Source organism: Phaeodactylibacter sp. (assembly GCF_040219495.1).
Lineage (GTDB): Bacteria > Bacteroidota > Bacteroidia > Chitinophagales > Saprospiraceae > Phaeodactylibacter.
On record NZ_JAVJSK010000002.1, the window covers coordinates 48938 to 74215 of the forward strand.

Below are 25278 nucleotides of genomic sequence, written 5' to 3' on the forward strand. Positions count from 1 at the left end.
TTTAACAAATCCATAGTACTTCCGGAGTTATTAACAGGTTTTTAATACACGTTAAGCTGAGATTAAAGCCTTTCCGGTCACTAGGGGTCAGTTGTTGAAGGGCGTATCTTATGGGAAAGATTAAACCAAACCCGACCACCATGAGAACCCTTCAGTTTATATTCGCCCTGGCCATCATCACCACCTCCTTTTCCTGCTCAGACTATGCCCGTCTGGAACGCAAAGAAGACCGCCTCATTGGCGCGTGGGAATTTGATAAAGCCTTTTACCGGGGCGACGGGCAAATCTTCCGCGACAACGTCATCGATCAGTTCAACGGAGACATCATCGAATTCTACGAAGACTACACCGCAATTTACGATGACTACAGCGAAGGCATCGTCTACGCCGGGGAATGGGAATTATTCTTCGACCGTCAGTGGGACGGTGATGATGAAGATATCGAGTTCTTCCTGGATATGTACTTCTTCGACCTTTACGGCCGGGAGTCTTTCGCCTACTTCACCTGCGTGAACCTGATTACCAGAAATAAGCTGCACGTCCGCGCCCGTACCCGTCATGGTTGGTATACTTTTAAGTTTCGGCGGTTGTAGGGCTTATGAGGGGCTCAGGCATTATGCCTTTATACCCAAACCAGCTTGCCTGCTCCCCGTCAAACCGGTGAGCGGTAAGCACCCCGCCCTTCGCTACGCTATAGTCGAGGCAGCAGGTATGGGGTGTCAAAAGCTGAGGCGTGCCCTTTAGTCAGTAGTGCCCGGACGATATGTACCACCTCCGGGCTGTCTGGCCCGCAGTCGATGCAGTCGCCAACAAAGATGACTCTGCGGTTGGGATGGCGGTAAGCACTGTTTTGCGCTCGTAGCCGAGCTTGCGGAGTAGGGCTTTCAGGGCAGATGTTTCTATTGGGAGCCTGAGCAATGTGATGAAAGCGTTTGAGCAGCTCGAGTTGAAGGTTGTTCAGCGGCTTGTATAGAATCATAGCCATTTGTTTACAGGTTACAAAAGTCCCAACACGCTCTTATTTTTAGATTTAGAATAAGTCCCGTAGGGACGATAGTTCTTTCCGACAATCTTAAGATTGTTGCAAAGAAAGAAGAGCAGGAATCAGTCCTGTAAGGACGGCATTATTATATTTCAATCCAAACCCCAAAGTACTATGCCCAATACCTTTTCCAAACTCTACATCCACCATGTCAGCGCCGTGAAGTACCGGCAGGCATTGATATTGCCCTCATTTGAGGAAGAGCTGTACAAATACATCGTAGGCATCATCAAAAACCTTGGGCAGACACCGCTCCAAGTCAATGGCATGCCCGACCATATCCATATCGCCGCCCGCTTGCGCCCAGACATGGCCCCGGCAACATTTGTCCAAAAGGTCAAAGCCAATTCCTCCAAGTGGATCAACGATCAAGGCTTTCTGCCCCAAAGGTTCAATTGGCAAACTGGTGGCGGCACTTTTTCCGTGAGCCGGACGCATGTGGATGCGCTGCGCCATTACATTAAGAACCAAAAGGCGCACCATGCGAAGAAGTCTTTCCGGAAAGAATATCTTGATATTCTGAAGCGAAATGAAATAGAGCCGGATCCGGATTATTTGCCGGACTTTTTTGAGGATTGATCACATGCTCTCACGAACATGCGAATGAACTGCCGTTCCTACGGAACTTGTTTTTAGAATAAAAGCATGTTTGGAGCGGTTTCGTCATGAAAATCAAGGATTTATAGTTCTGGCAAAGTCACTAAATTTGAGTTTAGCGGGCTAAATGAAAATTTAGCGAGGAAGTCAGAGCTTGCCCCGCATTTCTGCGGGGTTCATAAAGCGTTGATTTGCAATATCAACGAGCTCCAAATATGCTCTAAAAGACAAAAGTCCCAGCACGCTCTTATTTTTAGATTTAGAATAAGTCCCGTAGGGACGATAGTTCCTTCCGACAATCGTAAGATTGTTGCAAAGAAAGAAGAGCAGGAATCAGTCCTGTAAGGACGGCATTATATTTTAGTAATTTTTTACACGGGATTGAGTTTAGATTCTGTATCCATTTTCATCAACCATAAACAAGACAATCATCCCAAACACAATTGCCCATCATTCAGTCTTGGTTTGGGGTAAGCTCAAAGCCTATATCCAACCGGTACGCTTAACTGCCCGGTGTATCATATTGGAATCCTATTTTTCCCAGCCAGGCAAGTAATAATTCCCACTGAGGCTCAAACCATTGGGAGGTCAAATGGTATTTTCCGTCAAATATTTCTTTCACATAGTACCTATTCCTACCCTTTTCATCTTCAATTGAACGATGGACGCTTCTTAAAATCTCAAAATTGGAGTTAAAAACCTGCTTAGAGTATTCAGGTTTTTGCAGTGCTTCAATTTCACTGGCAGAGAGAAGATTTTGATCAAACGCTTTTCTAAAACTGTATTGGACGAACTGTCCTATTTTCATCCCGTTGACTTCCCGTTTTTTAACAGAAGCTTTATGCTCAACAGGTTTGGTTGGTACTCTGGATGAATCCATTTTGCGGTTATCCAGCTTCACTAATTTTATGGCTCTGGAAAATAACTCAGTTGTATCGTGCTCTTTATCTATCTTTTCCAAAAGCGGATCTGCGATCTCGGAATAGAATTGCTCGTTTGCTATAAAATCAATCGAGATATTATCATCGTTGATCACTTCTTTTGCTTTTACCATCAAATCGTTGATAACCAATTGGGTTGCAGGGTTAACCTTTGGTGTGATAAAAAAGGAATTAAACTTCTCATTTTCATCAAAATAGGATTGCATGATAAAGATGGTCCTAAATATCTTTTTGATGATTCTTAATGCCGTTTCAGCTTTGCTCCCATAATTTAATCCCGCAGAATGAAAAGCCACATCGATTCCGAAAATAGCTTCCTCTGCGGTATTGATGCCCAAAACATCAATTTCCGCCTGCTTAATCAGCTGATCAAATGAATTCTTTTTAAAAATTCCACTAAAATGATCTGATGAAGCAACCCTGTCAAACAACGCTCTCGCCCTTTCTTTCTCATATTCGGTCACGGTCCAGTTCCCGCTCGTGGTCCAGTTGGTCTGAACAATCCTACATCCTTCAACGTGTTTCAGATAACTGTAAACAAGGGATTCAGCAATTTCAATTTTCATTGGCCTGATGATTTTTTAAGGACGGTTATACGATGGCTTTCCATTTCTATTTCAAAGCCTGGCTTTTCTTTTGCCAAATTTAATCGCTTTTTGCTTTACCCACACGATTTAGAATAGAGCCAATAGTTTTTTGCCCTGCCATGATCGAAATTACGGTTTTTGATCGGTAATCTAGTCTGAGCAATTAGGGGGCTGAAACACTTGAAATCTGATGCGCCATGCCGGAATAGCTCACCACCCGAGGCTTTCAGACGCCGGGCATAGTAATCGCCTTTGTCATATTCATTTATACTATTACTGAGTATGAGCTGCACGTCTAATCCTTCCTCTGCCCTTCTGCATAAAGCTTCAAAAAGGGTATCGCTGGTAAACCAGGCAACGGCTACCTTTATTGAAAACCTTGCTTGTTTCAGTTCCTCCAGGATGGCACTTTGAATGCCTGTAAAGTGTGATTTTACCATTTATTTGATGTGCATACATTGGTTTTCTCATCGGAATAACTCACCAAGAAGCCAAAGAACAACGAACATTAAATAAAGATAGAAAGCCCATTTGAAGAACCATATGATCGTTGATGCGCATCCCTCTTCTTCCGCTGAATTCTTCGATTCTGCTTTTTGATGATGTTTTTTCCCCTTTTTGAAAAGGGGGGTGCTGCCAAAGCTATTTATAGCCTCTGTAACAGCCTCTTTTACGCGCGTATGTCCGAAAATGTTACTTTTTTCGTCTTTTTTCAAATAGGCTGAAGCCAAACAGTCTGCTCTATTGACACTCGGTTCAATAGGCTGCCCTGAAGGAGTCTTCGAGCGTAAGCATGCTGTAAACCGTTCTAGTGCTTGTTTGTCAAGCGTTTTGACTTGACAACCTTTACTGAATTCCGGCATCAGTACAGCATTCAGTAGGTGTAGTTGGCTTTCCTCTGAGAGGACGATAGCCGGAGTGTAAGTGTTTTTCAACAAAGCTACCTCCTCCCTTACAAAATGGTCAAAGTAAAGTCCGGATTTGAAGCTATGACTAACGGAAGCAGACTTAAACCTATAGGCTTTTCTGTCTAATACCTGTTGGTTAGCACTTTCCAGTCGCCATGAAACTTCATAGACACCATTCTCCTGCATTGTTTCTATGGAGAGGAACAGGGAAGAACTGGAACGGGCTGCATTCATATGTCTCTATTAGCCTTCGTTAGTAATTGACCTCTCATTGTATAGTTCCCGTTATGTTTCAATCGTAATTATACGGTAACGTATGTAAACTGTTACATCGCCTCAAGACAATGAGAGACCGTAGCCCCTCATATCCCCACCCCCTCCAGCCGCTCCTTCCACCGCCGCCAATCCGGCATTTCCCTGGTCTGCAATTCGTAGAAAGCAGCGCTGTGATTTGGGTGCAGCAGATGGCACAACTCATGCAGGACCACATACGCAATGCAGCCTTTCGGGGCTTTGACCAATTCTACGTTGAGGATGATTTTCCCGGCAGGCGTACAACTGCCCCAGCGCTTGTCCATCCATTTGATAACCGTCGAGGTCGGCGATACCTTATATTTCTCGAATCGCTGCACCCATTTTTCCGCAATTGCAGGAAATTGGATTTCCGCCTGCTTTTTGTACCAAGCCTTTACCAGGCGTTCCGTATCGTTTTTATCCGGGGTGGACACTTCCAGAAAGCCGCGTTTCAATTTGACTGAGGCTTCCCCCGGGCGCTCGTAAACCTTCAGCCGGTACTGCCGCCCGAGGTATAGATGGCTTTCTCCACTGATATACTTACGCGGCGGTGTCCGTGGCTCAAAGGACAAAAAATAGCTTTGTTGTTTTAGAATCCAGGGTGCACGCTTGCGGATTTTGGCTTCGATTTTTTCCCATTCCGCACCAGTTGGCGCTTTAACGCTGACCGAACGGTCGGGATGCACAGTAATACCCAGCGTTTTCCGGTCCTGATAAGTCAACGAAAACGCTATGGTTTCCGACCCGAATGCAATGCAGTGTTCGCCTTGCTCTTTGCCCATTACTGATATCTGAGTTTTGCCACTTCAATACTTTTTGCTGCAATATGGTCGATTTCTCCAAAGGTAAGCTTCAGCCCGTGTTTGTCCCGGATTTGATCCATCAGGAAGTCGCCAATGGCTATTTCCAACTGCCCGATCAGATTGGTCTTGTTTTTCCAGTCTACTTTGGGCGTTCCGTTGTCGAGTACGATGGATTGTACCAAATTGTCAATGCCCAGCCCGGCATCCACTGCCACAGAACGAGCCGATTCAGGGGCTTCCATCTTTTCTTTGATGGACTCAAAGGCGATGCCGTAGAAGGCCTGCGCAACTTCCCTGCCCTGCAAAGGGGCCGGAATATCATCCCCGGTACGATTAAGGACGGCCTCTTCGATCTCCTGAGAGCGCTTCAGGTATTCTGCCTCTGAAATCCGGCGCTCCTCATACGCTTTGATGGTTTCTTTGAGCAGCTCGGAGAAGCGCTTGTAAAATACCGGGTCTTCATCCATGCGCTCGTTGATGTGCTTAGCGGTGCGGTGGGCGATGGTGTCTGCCTTGGCGGCTTTGCCCACAATCTTTTCTACCTCTTCTTCAAACTCATCTTTGTCAAAGATATTGACGAGTTCGGTGATGGGCTTGACCTCATGCGAAGTGACGTGCTTGTCGATCAGCTTTTGAATCTGCTGCTCGTAGGATTTGAAGTCGATGGTATCGGCAAAGCGCTGCCGTACCGAAGCGCGGAGCTTGGAGAAAAAGCCCAGATCGAATTTATAACGGTTGACCTCTTTTTCCGGGGTTTGAGTATGCCATTCCACGCTGGACAGTGCCATTTTCAGGAGGCGGGCAAATTGGCTGAGCTTGTCGTAAAACTGCGCGCGCCGGGCCTCATCTCTCAACACCTCTTCATAAGCCGGCTCATCGTAGCGATTGTCTACCGTTTTGAATAAATCCCAAAGTTCGGAATGGGCCTGCGGCAGCTTTTGTGCTTCCTCCAGAACATTGATCATAGTGAAGGCCAGATCTTCCGCATCAAAATCCTGATAACTCGAGTAGGTGCGCAGGGCTTCATCGAGTTCTTTGAGCACTCCGTAGTAGTCGATGATATAGCCGTAATCCTTTCCGGGGTGCACGCGGTTGACCCGGGCGATGGCTTGCAGCAAAGTGTGCTCGCGCAAGCTGCGGGTGATGTGCAAAATGGCATTTCTAGGCGCGTCGAAGCCGGTGAGCAATTTATCCACCACGATAATGATTTCCGGTTCGTCGTCGTATTTGTAGCGGTTGATCAATTGCTTTTCGTATTGCTTAGGGCTGCCGCCAAATTCGTCCATTTTGGCTTTCCAAAACCGTTTGACGATATCATTCGACTCCTCATACGCGCTTTCTTCCCCTTCGCGCATATCGGGAGGGGAAATGAGTACTTCGGCGCTGACTTTACCAATCTCATCCAGGTACTTTTTGTACTGAATAGCGGCAGTCTTACTCTGGCAAACCAATTGCCCTTTCCAGTCCGTGCCGTCACTGATATCAAGGTAGTGCTCGCTGATGTCCCAGGCGATGGTATAGATTTTTTGCTCGGCTACATTGAGCTGATCGGCCCGGCTGAATTTCTTCTTTAGGTCTGCCCGCTGGTACTTTGTAAGGGGTTCAGACACTTTCGTGAAATAGGCATCGAGGGGGCGCTCATTGACCTCCTGCAGGGCGTGGCGGCCTTCGTAAAGCAGCGGTACTACAGCTTCATCTTCCACTGCCTGGTCTACGGTGTATTTATCAATCAGCCCACCGAATTTTTTCGCCGTATTTTTCTCCTTTTTGCGCAAAGGCGTACCCGTGAAAGCCACAAAACAAGCGTTGGGCAGCGCTTTCTCCATACTGATATTGAAAATGCCGTGCTGCGACCGGTGCCCTTCATCCACCAGCACAAAAATATCCGGGGAGGTAAAAGGCTTTTTTACCTGATTGACGGCCGTCTCAAACTTGTTGATAATGGTCGTGATGACGGCATCGCTTTTGCTACCCAGCAATTCCACCAGGTGCTTGCCCGTTCTGGCCTGCAAAACCGGAATCTGACATTTGTTGAATGTGCCATAGATTTGGTCGTCAAGGTCTACCCGGTCGGTGACGATGACGATTTTGGGGTTGCGGATGTTGTTGTCCAGCGCAATCGCCTGAGCCAGCATGACCATTGTAAGCGACTTGCCGCTGCCTTGGGTGTGCCACACCACGCCCCCGGTGCGCTTGCCCTGTTGCAGTACCGCAATCCGCTGCATGGTTTTCTTGATGGCAAAGTACTGCTGATAACGGGCGACCTTTTTGATGCCCGCGTCAAATACGATGAAGTTGAAGACCAGGTCCAGCAGGCGTTCCGGGCGGCACAGGCAGTATAGATAATGATCTTGCTCTGTGGGCAACTGTGACTCAGCCAGCAGATTTTGCACCATATGCCGGGTGTAGCTGCTGCGGCTCTGTAATAACTTCTGCTCCTGCTCCGGATCGAGCGGGGCGTTTTTGGCGGAAGCCAGTTCCTGCTCTAATTGGTCCGGCTGCACGGTTTGTTCTTTCCACTTCGACCAGAACTTTTCCCGGGTGGCTGTGGTGGCGTAGGCAGCAGCATGGGTAGCCAAAGACAAGAGTAATTGCGAATAAGCATACAACAAACGGATGCCGTCTTCCCGCTGATTGCGCAAGTGTTGAGAAATGGCCTGCGGCAGCGGCTCCTTCATATCTGGCCGCTTGCACTCTATGACCACCAGCGGAATGCCGTTGACAAACAGCACGATGTCGGGTACGTAGTGCTCGTGGCTGCCCGCCCGCTGCACTTTGTACTCTTCGGTAACGTGAAAGGTATTGCGGCTCCAGTCTTTCCAATCAATGTATTGCAGCGTATGGCTTTTTTTGTCGCCCTCTATGGTCTGTTCCAGCGACTTGCCCAGGGTGAGCAATTCGTAAACCGATTGGTTGGCGGTGATCAGCCCTTCCTGCAAAGGGACCTCTTTGAGGGCATTTACACCGGTTTGGATGTTGGCATCCGTGTAATGATAAGCTTCGCCTTTATATTGTATGCGGTTGATACGCTGCAACTGCGCCCGCAGGATACTTTCCAGCAGTACATTGCCCGTTTTGCCGTTGCGCTCTGCGAGGGCTTCCTCTGGACTTAGGTAGGTGTAACCCAGACTTTGCAGAAAGCGCAGGGCGGGGATTTGGGAGATGTGGTCTTCTTGAAACGATGGGGTGCGCATACTCTTAAGTATTACATTCGTATCCTTGTAAATCTTGATCTAAGCTCCATATTCTAACTGTGTAGGCACCAAAACGCGCGCATTGGCTTTCCCACTGCTTGATGATCATATAATCACCAAGTCCTACGGAACGTGCAGCTTCATTTGAGAAGTCCGGCAGCCATTGCTTCAGGAGGTCTTCCGTTGGGAATCCCAGTGGCTTCCAAGGTAATTTGCCTTCTAGTGATTTTAAAACCACTGTTGAAAATTGTATTGCAAAGTGTCGACGCTGATTGCCATTATTGATTTGCGCAATGTGATTTCCAGATTCCAAAATAGTGGTAAAGGGTAGCAAGAATGAGTCTTCTGCTTGTATACGTTGCTCAAATAATGCAAGTATTGCTGTTCTACTTTGATTAAATCCAGGCACATCAAGCACATTCAGGAATACAGAGGTGTCTACAATCCATATGTTGGGCTTTGTAGGCATAGTCTTATCCTTTTATGCTTTCCAGCCAATCCAATGCTTTCTTTTTCCGGTCGCTGCTGCTCTCCTGTTGCTTGACGAAGCGGTCGACTAACCCTCTGGTCAATAGCTCGCCGAGTGAGCCTTGTGCAATTAGCTCAGGGTAATAGGGAATGTCTTCCATCGCCACAAGTTCGCTATAGCCCGTTTCCGGATTTCGATAGCAGAATACCACCTTAGGCACGGCATCGTCCGGCAAGGCATCAAGCAGTGCGGGATTATGGCTGCTCAATAGCAGCGTCAGCTGCCGCTCTTTGGCCAACTCATGCATCGTAGCCAGTAATTTGTGAGCACGGCTGGGGTGAACACCGTTATCGACCTCTTCTACAATCACGGTACTGCCTTCCTTCGCAGAAAGCAGGATAGCTCCGAAAGCCAGTATCCGTAAGGTGCCGTCAGATAGTAGTGCTGCTTCACAAGAACGGTTTAGACCTCCAAACGACTCTGTCAATTGCAGCATTACCTCCTTCCTGGGGGTATGAATGAAGTCGATATCAGTAATGGCTTGCTCCGGCACACTTGCTATAAAGTCTAGTAATGCTTGCTTATTAGCAGCCCGGTTAGGATTCTCTGACTTGAGCAAATAGTGAAGCGTGCTTGACAAATTGCTGCCATCGCCAAGCAGGGTGTAGTCGCTTTCAAAGCTGTACCCTCTCATCCTTGAAGGCACTGGGTCAAGAAAAACAATATTCAGCAGGTGCTTTTCAAAAGCTTTGGCTGTGGATGGGATAATTTGGCTGGACTTCTTATGCCCCTCTGCGAATCGGGAAGCGTTCATCAATTGCAGGAAAACGGCTGTTTGATCGGTACCGCTTAACAGCGGCTTTTTGCCGCCACGGGCAAAGTTGTTGTATTCTATTTCTATAGCCGTCTGCCGGCCTGCGCTTGGCTTCTTGATTTGGTACAGTGGGTAAGATTTGGGGTGGCTTTCGCCTGCGAAGACTTTTTCTCCATCAATATGCAGCTCTCCGCCCTCCCGGACTTCAAAGGATACCTCCAGCCGATTATACTCCCGTCCTGATATGCTCCCGCCAAGGGTAAAGCGCTGCAGGCCTGCACGAGGCAGGTCCTCTATTTTGCCCCTTACCACCTGATCGTTTTCATTGACCTTGTACTGCAAAGCTGACAGCTTCTGCCCCTGCGCCAGCCAGTTCAAGAAACGGATCGCTTCCAGTGCGTTGCTTTTACCGGACGCGTTGGCTCCGATGAGCATCGTCAGGGGCGATAACTTGAGCCTTGCTGATTGGTAACTTTTAAAGTCCTTGATGTGGATTTCCTGAATCATACCCTTACGTTTGCTCCAATATAAAGAATTATTTCAGTGCTGGCACAACCACGATACTCAATAAGCCTCCCGCCGGATACGCTTGTCCGGGATAAAATCCCAAACCATAGAGCTATAGTGCCAGTCGAACCACTGATTGAACAATATCCAGGAGCGATGCTCCGGCCAAAACTCAGGAAAAGAGCATATCCCTTCCAGCAAGTCTTCAAAGATCATTGCGTAGTTGGATTTCAAAAAGCGCTCCACCTCCTTTATTTCCCAGTCTTGATCTATGAGGCCGGTCCAGCATTCGTCCATGACATCTACCTCACGACCTGCAAACACCTCGTCAACCCAATCATAAAAGGGCTGCTTTGGTGTGACGATCAATAGTGCGCGGTTGAGGGTTTTTCTTTGTGACATGCTGAGTTGGTTTTGTTTTGATGGTTCATGCGTGATGAATTGGCAACTTTTACTTTTTTAAAAGGATCTCATTCTTTACCTCCTTCACAACAGCCGTAAGATCGTTTACAGCTCCTCGCAAGTCTTTTGTGCTGAGTGTCAATATTCTATCCTCCGAAGGTTTGTGAATCCTGGGGCTAGTATATAGCCGGCTTATTGAGTCAAGGAGCATCTGTTGGCGAGAATTGTTTTTGGTGTCATCGCCTTCCTTTAGCATCTCAGAGTAAGCGGTGAGCGTCATTGCTACCGCCGCCCGGTAGGCATATTCCTCCTGCAAGTTCCGCTCCTTTACATATTGGCGGATGACAAACCCGGCTAGTACGAATGCAGGAAGTGTTTTGATTACGTTGATAATCAGGTTAATCCATTCGGAAAAGTCGGTAGTTGCGAGCCGGTCAAAAACAATAAAAACCCATCCACCAGTAGCTATAACTGCTATTAAAATAAACCACTTCCATAATTCTAAATTTCCTTTAAGCGACTCCTGACGCTTAAAAAAGCGGTTGCCCAAAGCCCCATCGGCAGCCATACCCGTGAGCTTCTCAATTTCCTCCTTTTTGCTGTTGATGAAATTGTAATGCGCTTCAAACTGCGTGAACTTCTCTTCCGATGCATGTACTGTTTTTTCAAGCTTTTGCTTAAGCTCAGTGGAGTCTTCAGAGAACGTATTAAAAGTCTTTTTCTCTTCCTCTGTCCGCTTTCTAAGGTCGTCTAACAGCTTATTCTGAGTGCTGGCAATCTCTTCTATTTTACCTTTCTCCTGCTGACTCTGCTGCAACAGTTGGTTGATCGACTTGCTCTGGGTCTGTGCATTCTGTAGTTCATTGGTGATTTGATCTAGTTCCTGCCGCTTGTTTCGGGTAAGTGACCCTAGCTCTTTTCTTTGCTTTTCTAGTTCCTGCTTGACTCTATTCGTCTCTTCTATTTGTTGTTCAAGCTTTGCTTTCAAAGTACCGATTTCCGCCTCTGCTTCTTTGAGCTTTACCGCGTCTACATCGTGTAGTTTGGCAACAGACTTGCTCCAGAAGCCGTATGCTTTCTGATAAGTTATCAACGCCATTAGATGGCTCTTAATCGCCTCTAGATTGTTGCTTCTTAAGTTGCTGGCTATATGTTCAAGGTGATTATCCAAGTTAATATTTTGGCCTAGCACATTATTTACATTCGGAGGGAGGTGAATAAACTCTTGGGTCTTGAGCTCAGCTTCTAGTTGATCAATGACCCGGTACAGAGTCTGTTTAAACTCTGCTACAGTATAGCCGCCTATTTTTTCTTTAGTGATATCCTCACTATTTGAAAAAGCTCTTACTGCTATTTTGTCCAGATCAAACTTTCGGATTGTTTCAATTTTTTCGAATAGTTTGTCTCTTTGCTGTACATTCATGGCGTTAGCGTTTTTGTATGTTCTCTTTAATCAACCTTCACCCGCACCTTCCCCGTCAGCAGCCGCTGCATCAGCCCCTTCTTTTGCGCCTGTAAAGCCCGTTCCTTCTCCCGCAGCAGGCGGATTTCCTCGTCGGCCTGGGTGAGGATGGCGGCTATGGCGGTTTGTTCTTTTTTAATTGGCACCTTAATTACTATGTTTTTTATTTCAGAAGTACTTATGCTTGCTTGACTGACTGCCTTTTTAGCAAACTTCCAAGCCCACTTCTTTCCTAATGATGATTTCAACCAATAGTATACAAATTTGGGTATAGCTAAACTATTGCATCTGATTAGGGATAAATTCATTCCGTGGTAAAGTTTTTTTTGTCCGTTGTAGTAGGCTACTTTGCCAATATGAGTGAGACTATTTATGTGGCTGTAAAGGATGTCACCTTCTCTCATTAGGTATTTTGGATTTTCTTCTTCTTTAGAGACAAAGCCCGTTTTCCCAAAATTTATCTCACCATTAGAAATTGTCTCAATTCTAGTTATTCTTTCTCCATTTATATTTTTTGTGTCATAGACCATCCCATTAGATACTTTCGAGGTCAGCTTGTCAAGATGACAATTCTGCCATTCCTCCTCAAACCCTTTCACCCGCACCTTCCCCGTCAGCAGCCGCTGCATCAGCCCTTTTTTCTGTGCTTCTTTTTCCTGCAGGAGCTGCCGGGTGAGGGCGATGGCGCGGTCCCAGGTGGAGAGGATGGTGGCTATTTTTTGTTGCTCGGGTAGGGGGGGGAGTGGGAATAGCAATGATTTCAGGGTACTGGTTTCGAGTTTGCCTGTCCCATGGCTCGACCTGTTTACTAACCCAAGAATTTTAGATTTTCTATTTAAAATTGAATGAGCGATGTATACTGTATCACAATTCTGTTTGGGCACCAGAGCTTTAATATCTTGATTAAATGTGGATTTCAAAGTTGTAATTCCCAATGGTAAATCTCGGTTTAGCATCATTCCCCTAACGAGAATGAGAATAGTGCTTTTTTCAACAATTCGAGTGCCATTTTCAGAACCGAGTTTTGATACTTTGTCAATTGAACTCTGTAACCAGAAACTTTTTAGGTCTTTCGCTGAATACCATGGGATTTCTCCATCCCAGAAATCAGGATTGTTTTTTGAAGGAGTACCACCTGAAATAAAGTGTGCTAGCTTTTCAAGCTTTACCACCTCCCACTCACCCGGCAGCCATCCGAGTTTGGTTTTTTGGTGGCCGTGTTGAGTACTGGAAGAGGGTATGTTATCGTAATGGTTAGTCATAGTTGGTCTAGGCTAGGAAATCAAATTGGTGATTAAATGCGATAAGTTTATCTGCGGGATACTTGGCGTGTGCCAGGCTGTCCAGCCTTAGCTGTTGCAGCGCAAAGAACTCCTGCAGGTTCCTGGCTTCCGTATTGCTACCGGAGAAATAATCCATCAGAAAGCTCAGTGAAAAAGTCAAATAATAGCGCAGGTTAGACGTGAGCGTTTGATTCACAAAGCTGTGCTTAGCTTCATGAATAATCAGATTGCGTGCCCGGTAAATACGGGCCAAATGCCAAACCAGGTGTTGCTGATGTTGATCCAGATAAGATTTTATACCTTTTTTCAGGATTTTATTTTTAAAGCGCCAGGCGCGATAGGACAGGAGTGGAAATTCTTGGTAATGGTCGTCCCGGATTGACTCCAGGCAACTTTCCAGTAACATACAATTTATGCGCTCCATATCAAAGTCACGGGTGGCCGCAGCTAAATCACGCTGAATGATCGCCTGATGGAAATCTTTAAGGTTGCGCTGCAAGTAAACTAAAGTATGAAGCGTGGGAAAGATAGTCTTAATCCTTGTGAATGTACTATCTCTTTCATTCGAGAAGAGGTATTCCAGGCCAATCCAATAATTGATTAACTGATGTTCCAGTTCAACAGCCTCATGACCAAAACGTAAATAACGAATAGCAGATTTAATCTTTTCCTTTGTTTCAGGGTCAATGTTTTCACTTAGTATTTGAGCCGTTTTTTGCTGTAAGAGGTGTAGTACTCCATCTCCATCTGGGAATTTCCCATCAGGGATATGTTGTACTTTTGGAAGCCCGGCCAGATGTGGGCGATCAAGAGGAAAGACTACTGCATTCTGTAATAAGTCTATTTTGGCGTTATGATGAGCCAGCCGGATAAGGTCAAAGAACTCTGCTAACTCTTGTTTGGCTATTTGCAAAGCAGAATAGTGGTCTGGTGCTGCTAATTCACGCCCCAAGAAATGGTAATTGCGTTTTGCAGAAACAAAGTGTTGTACACGCGGGGGTAAATCCTCTATGTCAGCAACTTCTTCAGTGATAGTCCAATTAGGAAATAGAGCCCATTTGGAAGAATCAACCATAGGTGAGTACACTTTAAACCATACTCGGTATTTGGTATCCGGTGAGTGGGCAAATTCGATTAATTTCTCATAGCTACTGCCAAAATCTTCAACTTTTTTTACAAAAGTTGAATAGCAAAAGGAATGTAGAAAGTTTTTAGTATACCCTTTTTCTAAAAGCTCTGTAGCCAATATGCCGCATAGCCTATTCAAATCTTCCAAGTCAGGAAAGGGGTCTTGTTTTTCTTCTTTTTGTAAAGAAGCCTTCACTAGTCCTATTATTCTATGCAGATAATTATTGTTCTCACTGAGGATAGTCTTTACTGCTGTCCTTACTTGCGGATAAAGTTCCGGGTAATTATTATTGTTGATTTTATTTAGTAGTTGATCCCTAAAAAAGTCTTTCCCAATCGTATCAAATCGGATGGTATCGTCTTTTTTCAACAAACTTAGCGTTTCATTACGGCAATACTCTAGATCCTCAAAGCGTTTTATTCTTCCGGCGTTCAGACCGTCATATACGCTAATAAGCTCCTCCAAAGCAAGTTTGGGGTTCAAAACCTTAACCCGGTAAGTATCTACGGTCTCTCTATGGAGCAACTCCAACATGCGCTGAACAAAATACTGCTCACTGGGCTTCATTGGTTGATAGTTAAAATCTTTAAATTCATTGAATCTTACTGTTAAATAAATTACCTTTACGGAAGGTAAAATGCTTACCTAAGACAAAAAGGCAGGTAGACTTGGTGAGATTGACTCGTGAGAGCGGCACTAAGATCCTCCTGCCTAAGTTACCATTAGGCTTCCCGGTTGGGAAGCCTTTTCTTTTTGCAATGAACCTATGGCAATATAGTAGTCCAATAAAATAGAAGACTCGCCCTGGTGCGCTGATCTGACGGGAAGCGTGGCGAGTACTGTTGTTATAAATATACGTACAAAAGGTCATAATGTCCAGCTTGTTTGGACATTTTTTTAAAAGAGACGCAATCGCACGAACGGTCTCACAGAGGCGTTTTTGCGTCAGCCGCAACGTTTCTTCCCCAAAGCAGAATTTTACTAAAGCGGTAATTTTTTCATTCATCATTCTTCCCTTTTTGCAGGTCTTTGACCGCTTCATCAAAATCTGACTCCAGCCGCTTATCCTCTTGCTGCCGGTATGCCTCATAGGCTTTATCCGCCAGTTCACGAGCGACTTTGGCAGACACTTTGCCCGCATTTTGCAGGACATCGTATTCATTGAATTGCAGGAAAGCGTCCAGCTTTTTCACCCAGTCGGCCATTTTCATCGGGATTTGCCGCTTGGCCTGGTTTTCGGCATAGTCCAGGTACATCGTGACGATGCGTTCCAGCCCCTGTAGCTCTTCTTCGTTCAGGTAGTTTTTAGCAATGTGGGTATCGGACTTCAGGATTTTGCCCGCCGGGGCATGCTTCCAGCTCGTCAGCCCCATATTGGGCTTGGAAGCATCTAATCGCTTAGCGATGATTTCAGCGGCAGTCAGCCCGGTGATCGCCCAGTGGAGCTTGTTTTGCACCGTTTTGTAAAACTGCTGCGTAATCGGGGCTTTTGGGTCGTAGTCGATGCTGGCCTCGGCGTACAAGTCCGTAATTTTCTGGTAAAAGCGGCGCTCTGAAGCGCGGATTCTTTGGATGCGCTCCAGCAGCTCGTCAAAGTAGTCTTTGTCAAAGCGCTTGCCCTGCTTGAGCCGCTCGTCATCCATCACAAACCCCTTGATGAGGTACTCCCGCAGCACCTTGGTAGCCCATATCCGGAATTGGGTAGCCTGATAGCTGTTGACCCGGTAGCCGACAGCGATAATGGCATCGAGGTTGTAGAAATTGACCATCCGGCTGACCTCTCGGTTGCCTTCCGTTTGAACTATTCGAATTTTTCGAATAGTTGCTTCTTCCTGCAATTCCCCACTTTTGAAGATTTCCTTCAGGTGGTAATTGATGGTCTGCACCTCTACGCCGAACAACTCAGCCAGCTTCTTTTGCGTCAGCCAAAAGGTTTCGTCCTCAAAGCGGATTTCCACTTTCACCGCCCCGTCCGGTGTCCGGTAAAGAATGATGTCTGATTCCTGCATGGCATTAGTGTTTTAAGCCGAGCTCTTTCAAATAAGCCGCCATCTGCTCCTGCACCTGCGACAGCTCCCTTTCCAGCCCCTCGATGCGCTGCGCTACCGCGTCCAGGTCTACTTCCGGCTCTTCCTCGAAGGTATCCACGTAGCGCGGGATATTGAGGTTGAACTCGTTCTCTTTGATCTCCTCAAAAGTAGCTACGTAGGCAAATTTGTCTTCCACCGTGCCCGGTTGTAGTTGCCCCTGCTCAAACTGGGCATGCAGGCTGACGATGTGCTCCATGTCTTTTTCGCGCAGCACATTTTGGTTTTTGCCCTGTTCGAAGCGCTGGCTTGCGTCTATGAAGAGTACATCACGGTTGTCACCCTTGCCTTTGTTGAAAATGAGAATAGCGGCAGGAATACCGGTGCCAAAAAACAAATTCGCAGGCAGTCCAATTACCGCCTCAAGCAGATTTTCTTCAATGGTTTTTTGCCGGATCACCCCTTCCGAGCTCCCCCGGAAGAGTACGCCGTGGGGCACCACTACACCTACCTTACCCCTGCCCTCGTAAGCCGTCTCGATCATGTGAGAGATAAACGCCCAGTCCCCTTTACTCTTGGAAGGTGCGCCCCTCCAGAACCGGTTGTAGGTGTCGTTGTCTGCGACCTCCTTACCCCATTTGTCGAGGCTAAAAGGTGGATTCGCCACTACTGTATCGAACTTCATCAGCTCGTCCCCTTCCTTGAGCTTAGGGTTGCGGATGGTGTCTCCCCAGCGTATCGTGGCATTGTCCATGCCGTGCAGGAACATATTCATAACCGCCAGTGCCCAGGTGCTACCGTTGGCCTCCTGCCCGTACAGCGCGAAGTTATCCGAGCCTACCTCTTTACCAGCTTTGATGAGCAACGAACCCGAGCCGCAGGTAGGGTCGCAAATGCGTGCGCCCGGCGCGGATTTCGTCAGTTTGGCGATCAGGGTAGAGATTTGGCTGGGCGTGTAGAATTCCCCCGCTTTTTTCCCCGCATCAGAAGCAAAGAAGCCAATGAGGTATTCGTAGGCATCCCCGATAATATCCTGCCCGTCCAATGCAGAAGGGCGGAGGTCAAGGCGCTTGTCGCTAAAGTCGATCAGCAGGTTTTTCAGGCGCGTGTTTTTGTCTTTGACATCCCCCAAATTGCTGGAGTTGAAATCGATATTCCGGAATACGCCAGCGCCATCTTCACCGGAGAGCTTCTGCGGGTTCGCCTCTTCCAGTGCCTCCAGTGCTTGATTGATCAGCTCGCCAATATTGGGCTCATTGCGATGCTCATAGAGGTAGCTGAAGCGGGCATGCGGGGGCACGACGAAACGCTCTTTTTGCATGGCCCAGTCAGCCCGTGCCTCGTCTCCCTTGTAGCGTTCCAGATGAGCTTGCCATCGGTCCAGCCAAACATCGCCTACGTATTTGATAAACAACATGGTCAGCACATAATCTTTGTACTGTGAGGGGTCAATCACGCCCCGGAAGGTGTCGCAGGCTTTCCATACGACGTTGAATACATCTTCTTTGGTGGTTTTATGCATTTTTTCTGTTTTTCCCATTGGCTGTGAATAGCAATAGGTGCTCGTAATATCTGTCTTTTGAATTTTTAAGCGCGTCCATAAAGAATTGTTCTATGCGCCATTGCTCTACTACCTTAACAATTTGCTGCTGCTCCTCCATAGAGGGTATCGGTATTTGAATGGAAGAAAGTGCTTTTTTGGATAAAGACTGTACTTGTGTCCCCTTAGATAGACTTTGCAGGAGCTTCTGATAGCGTTGAGTATTCAACAGCCATAGCAAATAGTCTGGCATTAGGCTCTGCTCTTGTAAGCGGATTACAAAAAAGGTGGATGAGGCCACAGCTTGGCCGATTTGCTCCTTGTAAAGACAAGCTCTATTCGCTATTCCTTTTGCAACAAGTAGTATATCCCCTTCAATCAGCAAATGCTTTTCAAGGCGCTTATCTAATTCAAGGCTTTTGGTTAAAGGGGCTTCTTGCCTAAATCTACCGTGTTCGTCAAAGTGCTTAGCTTGCAGATAGTAAATCTCCCCGCCAGAGCCTTCTTTTTGGTAGATGCCGGTTGTGATTTGAGCGATTTGATGAAGGGGTTTCTTCATTTTTGTATATAGCTTATGCGTGTTTTAATGCTACTCAGTTAATTTAAATCAAAATAATAGCAATACAAACTTAAAGAAGAAGCACCAAAAGGTCAAATCTTTTTAAAGATTTATTTCTTTGTAATCGGTGTACAAAATATAGAAATATGGTGCTAAATAAGAGGTGAAACCTTGCTTGCCGAGTAAAACATGCTACTATTGCGTATTTCAAGTACTGATTTTTTTGCTTCAGCCGGGCTTGCCAAATACTACTATGCAGCAATTAAAAACCGCTCTATTTCTCTTCTTGATTTCATCAGCTTCAGCTAAAGCTCTGGCTATGCCTGATTCCGTTGATCGGCAGGAAACGCACTACGAATTTGGAAAAATGAGACCTCGAACGATTTTTACATAGGTAGTGTTAAGCGCACCGTAAGTCTTTTAGCGTCTCCTTACTAATTTACTATACTGACGATTAAGTGGTTTGCCACAGCAAACCTACTCAATGTCAGCATTTACGCTGAGAAGTGGCTTGCTCCGATGTCGCAAACCACTTCGTATGGCGCCCAACTACCCCTGCCCACCACGAGCCCGCTCAATCATAATCGCCTCAAGGATATTCTCGGTATTCAGCACGCCGAGGAGTTCTCCCTCGTTACTGTAAACCGGGCAGATGCTTAGGTTTTGCTGGTTCATCAACTCGTAGGCTTTGTTGAGCTCCAGCTCCGGGGAGAGCTTCGACCAGTTGGTATTTACAATACGCTTGATACGCTCGCCGGGCCCGACTTCCTGTAAGCCGCGCAGGATGTCATCCCTTGAGATTGTCCCGATAAGGTCTCCCTGTTCCGTAACGATAAAGTCTTTTTCCTGACCATCGAGCAACGTGTCTACGGCTTCGCTGATGGGCGACCAGGCGTCCATCTTCGTGAATTGGTGCATCAGGACGTCTGCTACCTTGAGGTCGGTCAGTAAATGGCGGGTGGCCTCGTAGCGCGACTCACCACTGGCGCCCAGGAAGATGAACAGGCCAATGAAAATCAGCCAGAAATCATACATGAAGCCCAAAAACACAAAACCAATAGCCAGGAACTGCCCGATCTGCGCCGCAATAGCTGTCGCCTTTGCCCGGTCGTACTTCATGGCCAGCAGGGCACGGAGTACCCGCCCGCCGTCCATGGGGAAGGCAGGGATGAGGTTGAATAGCACCAGAATAATATTGACGGCCAGCAGATTGGGGATGAAAGCATTGCTGAGGCTAATCTGACTGGGGTCTTCCAGTTGTTCTGTAGGGAAATGAATATCAGCAATCTGCATCACCGAAAAGAGCAGTGCGGCTATCACGAGGTTGACTGCGGGCCCGGCAATGGCAACGAGGAGCTCTTCCCGTGGTTTCTCCGGCATTTTTTCCAAACTTGCCACTCCTCCGATGGGCAACAGGGTGATGCGCCGGGTGGATACGCCAAACCGGCGGGCAGTAAGGGCATGGCCATATTCGTGCAGTACCACACAGGCAAAAAGCGTGAGAATGAAGGCGATGCTGAGTAAGGCTTGCTGTATATTTTGACCGGCACCGAGGCTGGAAAGAAAAATCCACCCCAGCAAAATCAGGAATGTCCAGTGGATATAGACATTGATACCAAACAGGCGCAAAATTTTAAGGGACCAGCTCATGATAGGCTTTATTAGTAAACCGCTTGAGCCCCTGGTTTTGTTCGTTTGGAGCGGCTGCCCGGTGTAATTATAGGTAGCCCCATCACCGGGCAAGCCTTCTCTACTTCGATTTGAGGTATTGGCAGGTACCCGGGGGTTACGCGCAGCCCATACTGGCCAGCTGTTCCTCCAGGTTCTTCACCTTTGCCTGCCCGTCAGCCAGCTTCTGGCGTTCGCGTTCTACCACGGGGGCAGGTGCGTTATTGACGAAGCGTTCGTTGCTCAGTTTTTTCTCTACCTGCGCCACAAAGCCACGCTGGTACTGCAGGTCTTCCTTTAGTTTCCGGCATTCCGCTTCCAGGTCAATTTCTTGGTTAAGCTCCAGGAAGAACTGGGTCTTACCGGAGAGGAGCGATATGCTGTTGGGGATTTCCTCTTTGGTGAAGTCCAGCCCGGAAAGGTTGCCCATTTTGATGATCATCTCGCGCAACCCGGAAAGGTCGAGCAGCTGCCGGCTGTTCACTTCATCCTGGACGAAGAGGGCCAGCTCATCTTTCATTTTGACCCCTTTGCTGTTGCGGGTTTCGCGGATGCTGGCAACAATATTTTTCGCTTGCTCGATACGGTCAATCAGGTCCTGATCAAAGGAGTCTGCTGTTGGGTAAGCACTGATCACGCAATCTTCTCCGTCCTTACGCTCGCGCAGGTTGTGCCAGATTTCTTCGGTGATAAATGGCATGAAAGGATGGAGCAGGGTCATCAGCCGCTCGTAAATACGGAGGGACGCCTCCAGGGTTTCCGCATCGATTGGAGCACCGTAGTCGGGCTTGATCATCTCCAGGTACCAGCTGCAGAAGTCGTCCCAGATGAGCTTATAGAGCAACATCAGCGCATCAGAAAGCCGGTATTGTTCGTACTGTTGGCTCAGCTTCTCGATGGTTTCGTTGAGGCGCTGCTCCATCCAATGTACCGCCAGGCGGTTGATGGCATCGCCTTCGCCTTCCCTGACTTCCCAGCCCTTCATCAGGCGCAGGGCATTCCACATTTTATTGCAGAAATTACGGCCTTGCTCGCAGAGTTTGCTTTCGTTCAAAACTTCCTTGCTCTCAGGGTCGAAGGGGGCATCAAAAACGATATCGTTGCCTGCTGCTGCACTGGACAGCATCGCAAAGCGGACCCCATCTGCGCCGTAGTGCTCTATGAGTTGCAGGGCGTCCGGGGAGTTGCCGAGGGATTTGCTCATCTTACGGCGGTCCTTATCACGGACCATTCCTGTGAAGTACACATCATTGAACGGCTGCACCCCCCTGGCTTTCTGAGCAGCCTCATCCAGCAGGTCCGGGCCGTACTCGTACCCCATCATGATCATACGGGCCACCCAGAAGAAAATAATATCCCAGCCCGTCACCAGTACATTGGTCGGGTAATAGTAATTCAGCTCCTCGCTGTCCTCAAATCCGTCGAAAACAGAAATGGGCCAGAGTTGGGAGGAGAACCAGGTATCGAGCACATCTTCGTCCTGATGCAGGTCATCCAGTTGAAGGTCTGGTTGGCCCAGTTCTGTCCGGGCTTTGTCCAGCGCTTCGGCAGCTGTTTCGGCCACGAAGATTTTGTCCTCGTAGTACCAGGCCGGAATGCGCTGCCCCCACCATAGCTGGCGCGAAATGCACCAGTCACGGATGTTGTCTTCTTTGAGCCAGCTGTTGAACATATTGTAGAAGTGCTCCGGATAGAAGGTGACTTCATCTTTTTCAACAGCCTTAAGTGCAGTCTTGGCGAAATCCTTCATCTCCAGGAACCACTGCAGCGTCAGGCGGGGCTCTACGATGGTATCGGTACGCTCCGAACGGCCGACTTTATTGCGGTAGTCTTCCTCTTTAACGAGGTCTTCACTGGCCCTGAGCGCTTTCACGATCAGCTTACGCGCCTTGAAGCGGTCTTCACCCACAAACAGTTGGGCGGCTTCACTCATGGTGCCATCGGCATTGAGGACATCAATGACTTCCAGGCCATGGCGTTCGCCAATTTCGTTGTCATTCATGTCGTGGGCAGGGGTGATCTTCAGGGCACCGGTACCAAACTCCATGTCCACATAGCGGTCCTCAATAATCGGGATCGCCCGGCCAATCAGCGGGACGATGGCTTTTTTGCCTTTGAGGTGGGCAAAGCGCTCGTCATCCGGGTTGACGGCAATAGCAGTATCGCCCAGGATGGTCTCAGGGCGGACCGTTGCGATGGTGATCCACTCGTCCGTGGTGCCTTCTATTTGGTAGCGGAGGTAGTAGAGCCTCGAGTTTTCATCCTTGTAGATCACCTCTTCGTTAGAAAGAACGGTCTGAGCTTCGGGGTCCCAGTTGGTCATACGCAGCCCCCGGTACACTTTCCCTTTTTTGTGAAGGTCGATGAACACCTTGATCACCGCGGCAGACAGCTTGTCTTCCATGGTGAAGCGGGTGCGTTCCCAGTCACAGGAGGCGCCCAGTTTTTTGAGCTGATCGAGGATAATACCGCCATACTTATCTTTCCACTCGAAGGCGTACTTCATGAACTCATCGCGGCTCAGGTCAGATTTTTTAATGCCGCGTTCGCGCAGCATTTTCACCACCTTGGCTTCGGTAGCGATGGAGGCGTGGTCCATACCCGGCACCCAGCAGGCATTCTTACCTTCGAGGCGCGCCTTACGGATGAGGATGTCCTGAATGGTATTATTGAGCATGTGCCCCATGTGCAGCACACCGGTCACGTTGGGCGGCGGTATCACGATGCTGTAGGGCTCGCGCTCATCGGGCTCAGAGTGGAAGTAGTCTTTGGACAGCCAGTGGTCGTACCATTTGGCTTCCGTATCTTGTGGGTTATAACGGCTGGAAAGCTCCATATTTTTCTATCTGGGAATGATCAATTTGAAACGCTGCAAATATATATTTTTATTCGGTTCCTGCAGGTGCAGTACATACAATCCCGAAGATAAATCGGGGAGTTGCAGTTCGTGTCTGCCGGGGCTCAGCCCGGCCCAGGACCGGAGCGGCTGGCCCATGGCGGAAACAAGCGTGGCGTACAGTACCTGATTGCCGGTATTGACCACCCAAACCCGTCCATCGGAGGGTAGGGTAGGGAAGACCTGTACCTGACCTGGCGGTTCTACCATGGTCGTACTGACTATAACCGGGCAGTCAAAGCTGAAGGTGCATTGCGCATCGTCTACTGAGGAATAAGCAAGGGTGTCAGCCAGGCGGAAGCACTGCAGCTCCGAATATTCACTTGGGTTGAGCAGCCCCCGGTAGAGGGGCCCGGCGAGGCTGCCCACGCCGCTAATCCAGGTTTCCTGCAGCCCGTTGGTGGGCACAAAGTTGATCACGGTGCGGGCATCTGCTCCTGAGCCAACGGTAACAACGCTGCCTACTTTCAGCATGGTGCTGCCGGAAAACTCAACAAACTCCAGCATAATCTCATCCCCGGCTTGCAGGCTAAAATCGTACAGGAGGTACTCCTGCGTCTCTCCGGGGCGGACAAAGAAGCTGCGCACGCCGGTCGACCGGACTGCAGCGAGGTAGGAGGTGTCACCACTATCCGGGCTGATACTGAGCATAGGCGTGTAGTGGCGCCCGCCGATCAGCGTGTCCCCACAGGCGACTTGCCGAAAGGTGTCAAGCCCGGCAATATTGCTACGAAAGCCCTGCCAGGCAGCGTCCTGTACCGGAAAAGACTGACCCGGTGCCGGCTGTGCAGACAACAGGGCAAACAACAACAACAAAGCGAAGCGTGGCATAAATGCGGTTTTATTTTTCCGCAGGTTCCTCATCGAATATCGGGGCTTCTATCTGGGTACGGAGCAAGTCCTCCATATTTTCCCGCTTACGGATCAGGTGCGCCTCTCCATTATGGACCAGCACCTCAGCGGGCCGGTAGCGGGAGTTGTAGTTGGAAGCCATCGAAAAGCAATAAGCCCCTGCGTTATGCATACAAATGAAATCGCCCTCCTGAAGTTCCGTCATTTGCCGGTTTATGCCAAAAGTATCAGTCTCGCAAATGTAGCCCACAACGGTATAGAAGCGCGCTTTGCCCTTCGGGCGGGAAATATTGGTGATTTTGTGGTAGGAATTGTAGAACATAGGCCGGATGAAGTGGTTGAGCCCGGAGTCTACCCCGGCAAATACCGTGGAGGTAGTTTGCTTGATGACATTTACCTGTGCCAGGAAATACCCGGCTTCGCTGACCATAAACTTACCCGGCTCAAACATGAGCTGAAGGTCTCTGCCGTATTCTTTACAGAACCGGTTGAAGCGCTCTGAGATACGGCCTCCCAGCTCCTCAATATCTGTTTCCACATCTCCTTGCTTGTAAGCGACCTTAAAACCACTGCCAAAGTCAATATAGTCAAGGTCCGGGAACTCCCGGGCTATATTCAGCAGGATTTCCGCTCCGCTCAGGAATACTTCCGGGTCCAGAATGTCAGAGCCAGTGTGCATGTGCACTCCTTCTACCTTGAGCCCGGTGGCCTCTACAATGCGGTGCACGAGCGGCATTTGGTGGAAGGAGATGCCGAACTTGGAGTCGATGTGCCCGACTGAGGTCTTGGCATTGGCGCCAGCCATGATGTGTGGATTGATACGGATGCATACCGGCGTATCCGGGAAAGCCTGTCCGAACTGTTCCAGTATAGAGGTATTGTCGATGTTGATTTTCACTCCGTAGCCTACAGCTTCCTCTATTTCTTCGAGGCTGACACAGTTGGGCGTGAAGATAATGTCCTGTGGGTCAAAACCTGCACGGATACCAATGGAAACTTCCTGTACAGAGACCGTGTCCAGTCCTGAGCCCATTTTACGGAACAATTTCAGGATGTTGATATTGGACAGGGCTTTACAAGCGTAGTTGAGCTGTAAGCGTTCCACTTTCATCGCATTTTTCATGCGGTTGTACTGCCGCTGAATAATGGCGCTGTCATACACATATAGCGGGCAGCCGTACGTTTCGATGAGCTGCAGCGGATCTACGCCTCCGCTAAGGACGTAACGATCGTTGTCTAAAACCATAGTCTCGGATTCATTTTAGCCAGTAAAGGTAAGGAAATGGAACAGTAAAATTCAGACT

Annotated in this window: 22 protein-coding genes; 2 read left to right on the forward strand and 20 right to left on the reverse strand. The window is 48.1% G+C overall.

The genetic code is table 11. The features are described from left to right. The first annotated feature begins 140 nt into the window (after nt 1-140). The gene (locus RIC19_RS00525; protein ID WP_350175724.1) at nt 141-593 is read left to right on the forward strand and encodes a hypothetical protein; all 453 of its coding nucleotides are present in this window, start codon (nt 141-143) and stop codon (nt 591-593) included. A 98-nt stretch (nt 594-691) separates the two neighbouring features. On the opposite strand, the gene RIC19_RS00530 is transcribed toward RIC19_RS00525, so the two are convergent. After that, complete coding sequence (locus RIC19_RS00530) at nt 692-979, reverse strand: hypothetical protein (RefSeq protein ID WP_350175726.1); 288 nt, start codon at nt 977-979, stop codon at nt 692-694. Nucleotides 980-1156: 177 nt separating this feature from the next. On the opposite strand from RIC19_RS00530, the gene tnpA reads away from it, so the two are divergent. Continuing rightward, on the forward strand, nt 1157-1621 hold the full coding sequence (tnpA, locus tag RIC19_RS00535; protein ID WP_350175728.1) for an IS200/IS605 family transposase: 465 nt from the start codon (nt 1157-1159) through the stop codon (nt 1619-1621). Between the two features lie 520 nt (nt 1622-2141). On the opposite strand, the gene RIC19_RS00540 is transcribed toward tnpA, so the two are convergent. From RIC19_RS00540 to lysA, 19 genes are all read right to left on the reverse strand, one after another. Next, nucleotides 2142-3146 (reverse strand): hypothetical protein, encoded by a 1005-nt coding sequence (locus RIC19_RS00540; protein ID WP_350175730.1) that lies wholly within the window; start codon nt 3144-3146, stop codon nt 2142-2144. A gap of 95 nt (nt 3147-3241) precedes the next feature. Next, nucleotides 3242-3607: a phospholipase D-like domain-containing protein gene (locus RIC19_RS00545; RefSeq protein WP_350175732.1), complete on the reverse strand. Its 366-nt coding sequence runs from the start codon at nt 3605-3607 to the stop codon at nt 3242-3244. A gap of 27 nt (nt 3608-3634) precedes the next feature. Beyond that, entirely contained in the window at nt 3635-4309 is a 675-nt protein-coding gene (locus RIC19_RS00550; protein WP_350175734.1) for a hypothetical protein, read from the reverse strand. Nucleotides 4310-4437: 128 nt separating this feature from the next. Continuing rightward, nucleotides 4438-5151 carry a M48 family metallopeptidase gene (locus RIC19_RS00555; protein ID WP_350175736.1) on the reverse strand — a complete coding sequence of 238 codons (714 nt, stop codon included), beginning with the start codon at nt 5149-5151 and terminating at the stop codon, nt 4438-4440. Beyond that, nucleotides 5151-8366, reverse strand: coding sequence for a type I restriction endonuclease subunit R (locus tag RIC19_RS00560; RefSeq protein ID WP_350175738.1), 3216 nt, complete (start codon nt 8364-8366; stop codon nt 5151-5153). Before RIC19_RS00560 ends, RIC19_RS00555 begins: the two co-directional genes overlap by 1 nt. Before the next feature lie 4 nt (nt 8367-8370). Continuing rightward, nucleotides 8371-8835, reverse strand: coding sequence for a hypothetical protein (locus RIC19_RS00565; RefSeq protein WP_350175740.1), 465 nt, complete (start codon nt 8833-8835; stop codon nt 8371-8373). Nucleotides 8836-8839: 4 nt separating this feature from the next. Then, nucleotides 8840-10156: an AAA family ATPase gene (locus tag RIC19_RS00570; RefSeq protein ID WP_350175742.1), complete on the reverse strand. Its 1317-nt coding sequence runs from the start codon at nt 10154-10156 to the stop codon at nt 8840-8842. Nucleotides 10157-10213: 57 nt separating this feature from the next. Next, nucleotides 10214-10558 carry a hypothetical protein gene (locus RIC19_RS00575; protein WP_350175744.1) on the reverse strand — a complete coding sequence of 115 codons (345 nt, stop codon included), beginning with the start codon at nt 10556-10558 and terminating at the stop codon, nt 10214-10216. A gap of 49 nt (nt 10559-10607) precedes the next feature. Beyond that, a complete protein-coding gene (locus RIC19_RS00580; RefSeq protein ID WP_350175746.1) occupies nt 10608-11981 on the reverse strand; it encodes a hypothetical protein in 1374 nt (457 codons plus the stop codon). 26 nt (nt 11982-12007) lie between these two features. After that, entirely contained in the window at nt 12008-13282 is a 1275-nt protein-coding gene (locus tag RIC19_RS00585) for a restriction endonuclease subunit S (RefSeq protein ID WP_350175748.1), read from the reverse strand. A 7-nt stretch (nt 13283-13289) separates the two neighbouring features. Further along, a complete protein-coding gene (locus RIC19_RS00590; protein WP_350175750.1) occupies nt 13290-14999 on the reverse strand; it encodes a hypothetical protein in 1710 nt (569 codons plus the stop codon). 25 nt (nt 15000-15024) lie between these two features. Then, nucleotides 15025-15441: a hypothetical protein gene (locus RIC19_RS00595; RefSeq protein WP_350175752.1), complete on the reverse strand. Its 417-nt coding sequence runs from the start codon at nt 15439-15441 to the stop codon at nt 15025-15027. Continuing rightward, nucleotides 15431-16441, reverse strand: a complete 1011-nt coding sequence (locus RIC19_RS00600; RefSeq protein WP_350175754.1) for a virulence RhuM family protein — start codon at nt 16439-16441, stop codon at nt 15431-15433. Before RIC19_RS00600 ends, RIC19_RS00595 begins: the two co-directional genes overlap by 11 nt. A 4-nt stretch (nt 16442-16445) precedes the next feature. Next, a complete protein-coding gene (locus RIC19_RS00605; protein WP_350175756.1) occupies nt 16446-17981 on the reverse strand; it encodes a type I restriction-modification system subunit M in 1536 nt (511 codons plus the stop codon). Continuing rightward, nucleotides 17974-18558 carry a restriction endonuclease subunit S gene (locus tag RIC19_RS00610; RefSeq protein WP_350175758.1) on the reverse strand — a complete coding sequence of 195 codons (585 nt, stop codon included), beginning with the start codon at nt 18556-18558 and terminating at the stop codon, nt 17974-17976. Before RIC19_RS00610 ends, RIC19_RS00605 begins: the two co-directional genes overlap by 8 nt. Before the next feature lie 549 nt (nt 18559-19107). After that, nucleotides 19108-20208 carry a site-2 protease family protein gene (locus RIC19_RS00615; protein ID WP_350175760.1) on the reverse strand — a complete coding sequence of 367 codons (1101 nt, stop codon included), beginning with the start codon at nt 20206-20208 and terminating at the stop codon, nt 19108-19110. Between the two features lie 136 nt (nt 20209-20344). Then, nucleotides 20345-23062 carry a valine--tRNA ligase gene (locus RIC19_RS00620; protein ID WP_350175762.1) on the reverse strand — a complete coding sequence of 906 codons (2718 nt, stop codon included), beginning with the start codon at nt 23060-23062 and terminating at the stop codon, nt 20345-20347. 6 nt (nt 23063-23068) lie between these two features. Next, nucleotides 23069-23953: a T9SS type A sorting domain-containing protein gene (locus RIC19_RS00625; RefSeq protein ID WP_350175764.1), complete on the reverse strand. Its 885-nt coding sequence runs from the start codon at nt 23951-23953 to the stop codon at nt 23069-23071. A gap of 10 nt (nt 23954-23963) precedes the next feature. Next, on the reverse strand, nt 23964-25220 hold the full coding sequence (gene lysA / locus RIC19_RS00630) for a diaminopimelate decarboxylase (protein ID WP_350175765.1): 1257 nt from the start codon (nt 25218-25220) through the stop codon (nt 23964-23966). Between the last annotated feature and the right edge of the window lie 58 nt (nt 25221-25278).

Coding starts and splice junctions, on each gene's coding strand:
- RIC19_RS00525 (WP_350175724.1), top strand. CDS start 141: ATGAGAACCCTTCAGTTTATATTCGCCCTGGCCATCATCACCACCTCC.
- RIC19_RS00530 (WP_350175726.1), bottom strand. CDS start 979: ATGATTCTATACAAGCCGCTGAACAACCTTCAACTCGAGCTGCTCAAA.
- tnpA (WP_350175728.1), top strand. CDS start 1,157: ATGCCCAATACCTTTTCCAAACTCTACATCCACCATGTCAGCGCCGTG.
- RIC19_RS00540 (WP_350175730.1), bottom strand. CDS start 3,146: ATGAAAATTGAAATTGCTGAATCCCTTGTTTACAGTTATCTGAAACAC.
- RIC19_RS00545 (WP_350175732.1), bottom strand. CDS start 3,607: ATGGTAAAATCACACTTTACAGGCATTCAAAGTGCCATCCTGGAGGAA.
- RIC19_RS00550 (WP_350175734.1), bottom strand. CDS start 4,309: ATGAATGCAGCCCGTTCCAGTTCTTCCCTGTTCCTCTCCATAGAAACA.
- RIC19_RS00555 (WP_350175736.1), bottom strand. CDS start 5,151: ATGGGCAAAGAGCAAGGCGAACACTGCATTGCATTCGGGTCGGAAACC.
- RIC19_RS00560 (WP_350175738.1), bottom strand. CDS start 8,366: ATGCGCACCCCATCGTTTCAAGAAGACCACATCTCCCAAATCCCCGCC.
- RIC19_RS00565 (WP_350175740.1), bottom strand. CDS start 8,835: ATGCCTACAAAGCCCAACATATGGATTGTAGACACCTCTGTATTCCTG.
- RIC19_RS00570 (WP_350175742.1), bottom strand. CDS start 10,156: ATGATTCAGGAAATCCACATCAAGGACTTTAAAAGTTACCAATCAGCA.
- RIC19_RS00575 (WP_350175744.1), bottom strand. CDS start 10,558: ATGTCACAAAGAAAAACCCTCAACCGCGCACTATTGATCGTCACACCA.
- RIC19_RS00580 (WP_350175746.1), bottom strand. CDS start 11,981: ATGAATGTACAGCAAAGAGACAAACTATTCGAAAAAATTGAAACAATC.
- RIC19_RS00585 (WP_350175748.1), bottom strand. CDS start 13,282: ATGACTAACCATTACGATAACATACCCTCTTCCAGTACTCAACACGGC.
- RIC19_RS00590 (WP_350175750.1), bottom strand. CDS start 14,999: ATGAAGCCCAGTGAGCAGTATTTTGTTCAGCGCATGTTGGAGTTGCTC.
- RIC19_RS00595 (WP_350175752.1), bottom strand. CDS start 15,441: ATGATGAATGAAAAAATTACCGCTTTAGTAAAATTCTGCTTTGGGGAA.
- RIC19_RS00600 (WP_350175754.1), bottom strand. CDS start 16,441: ATGCAGGAATCAGACATCATTCTTTACCGGACACCGGACGGGGCGGTG.
- RIC19_RS00605 (WP_350175756.1), bottom strand. CDS start 17,981: ATGCATAAAACCACCAAAGAAGATGTATTCAACGTCGTATGGAAAGCC.
- RIC19_RS00610 (WP_350175758.1), bottom strand. CDS start 18,558: ATGAAGAAACCCCTTCATCAAATCGCTCAAATCACAACCGGCATCTAC.
- RIC19_RS00615 (WP_350175760.1), bottom strand. CDS start 20,208: ATGAGCTGGTCCCTTAAAATTTTGCGCCTGTTTGGTATCAATGTCTAT.
- RIC19_RS00620 (WP_350175762.1), bottom strand. CDS start 23,062: ATGGAGCTTTCCAGCCGTTATAACCCACAAGATACGGAAGCCAAATGG.
- RIC19_RS00625 (WP_350175764.1), bottom strand. CDS start 23,953: ATGCCACGCTTCGCTTTGTTGTTGTTGTTTGCCCTGTTGTCTGCACAG.
- lysA (WP_350175765.1), bottom strand. CDS start 25,220: ATGGTTTTAGACAACGATCGTTACGTCCTTAGCGGAGGCGTAGATCCG.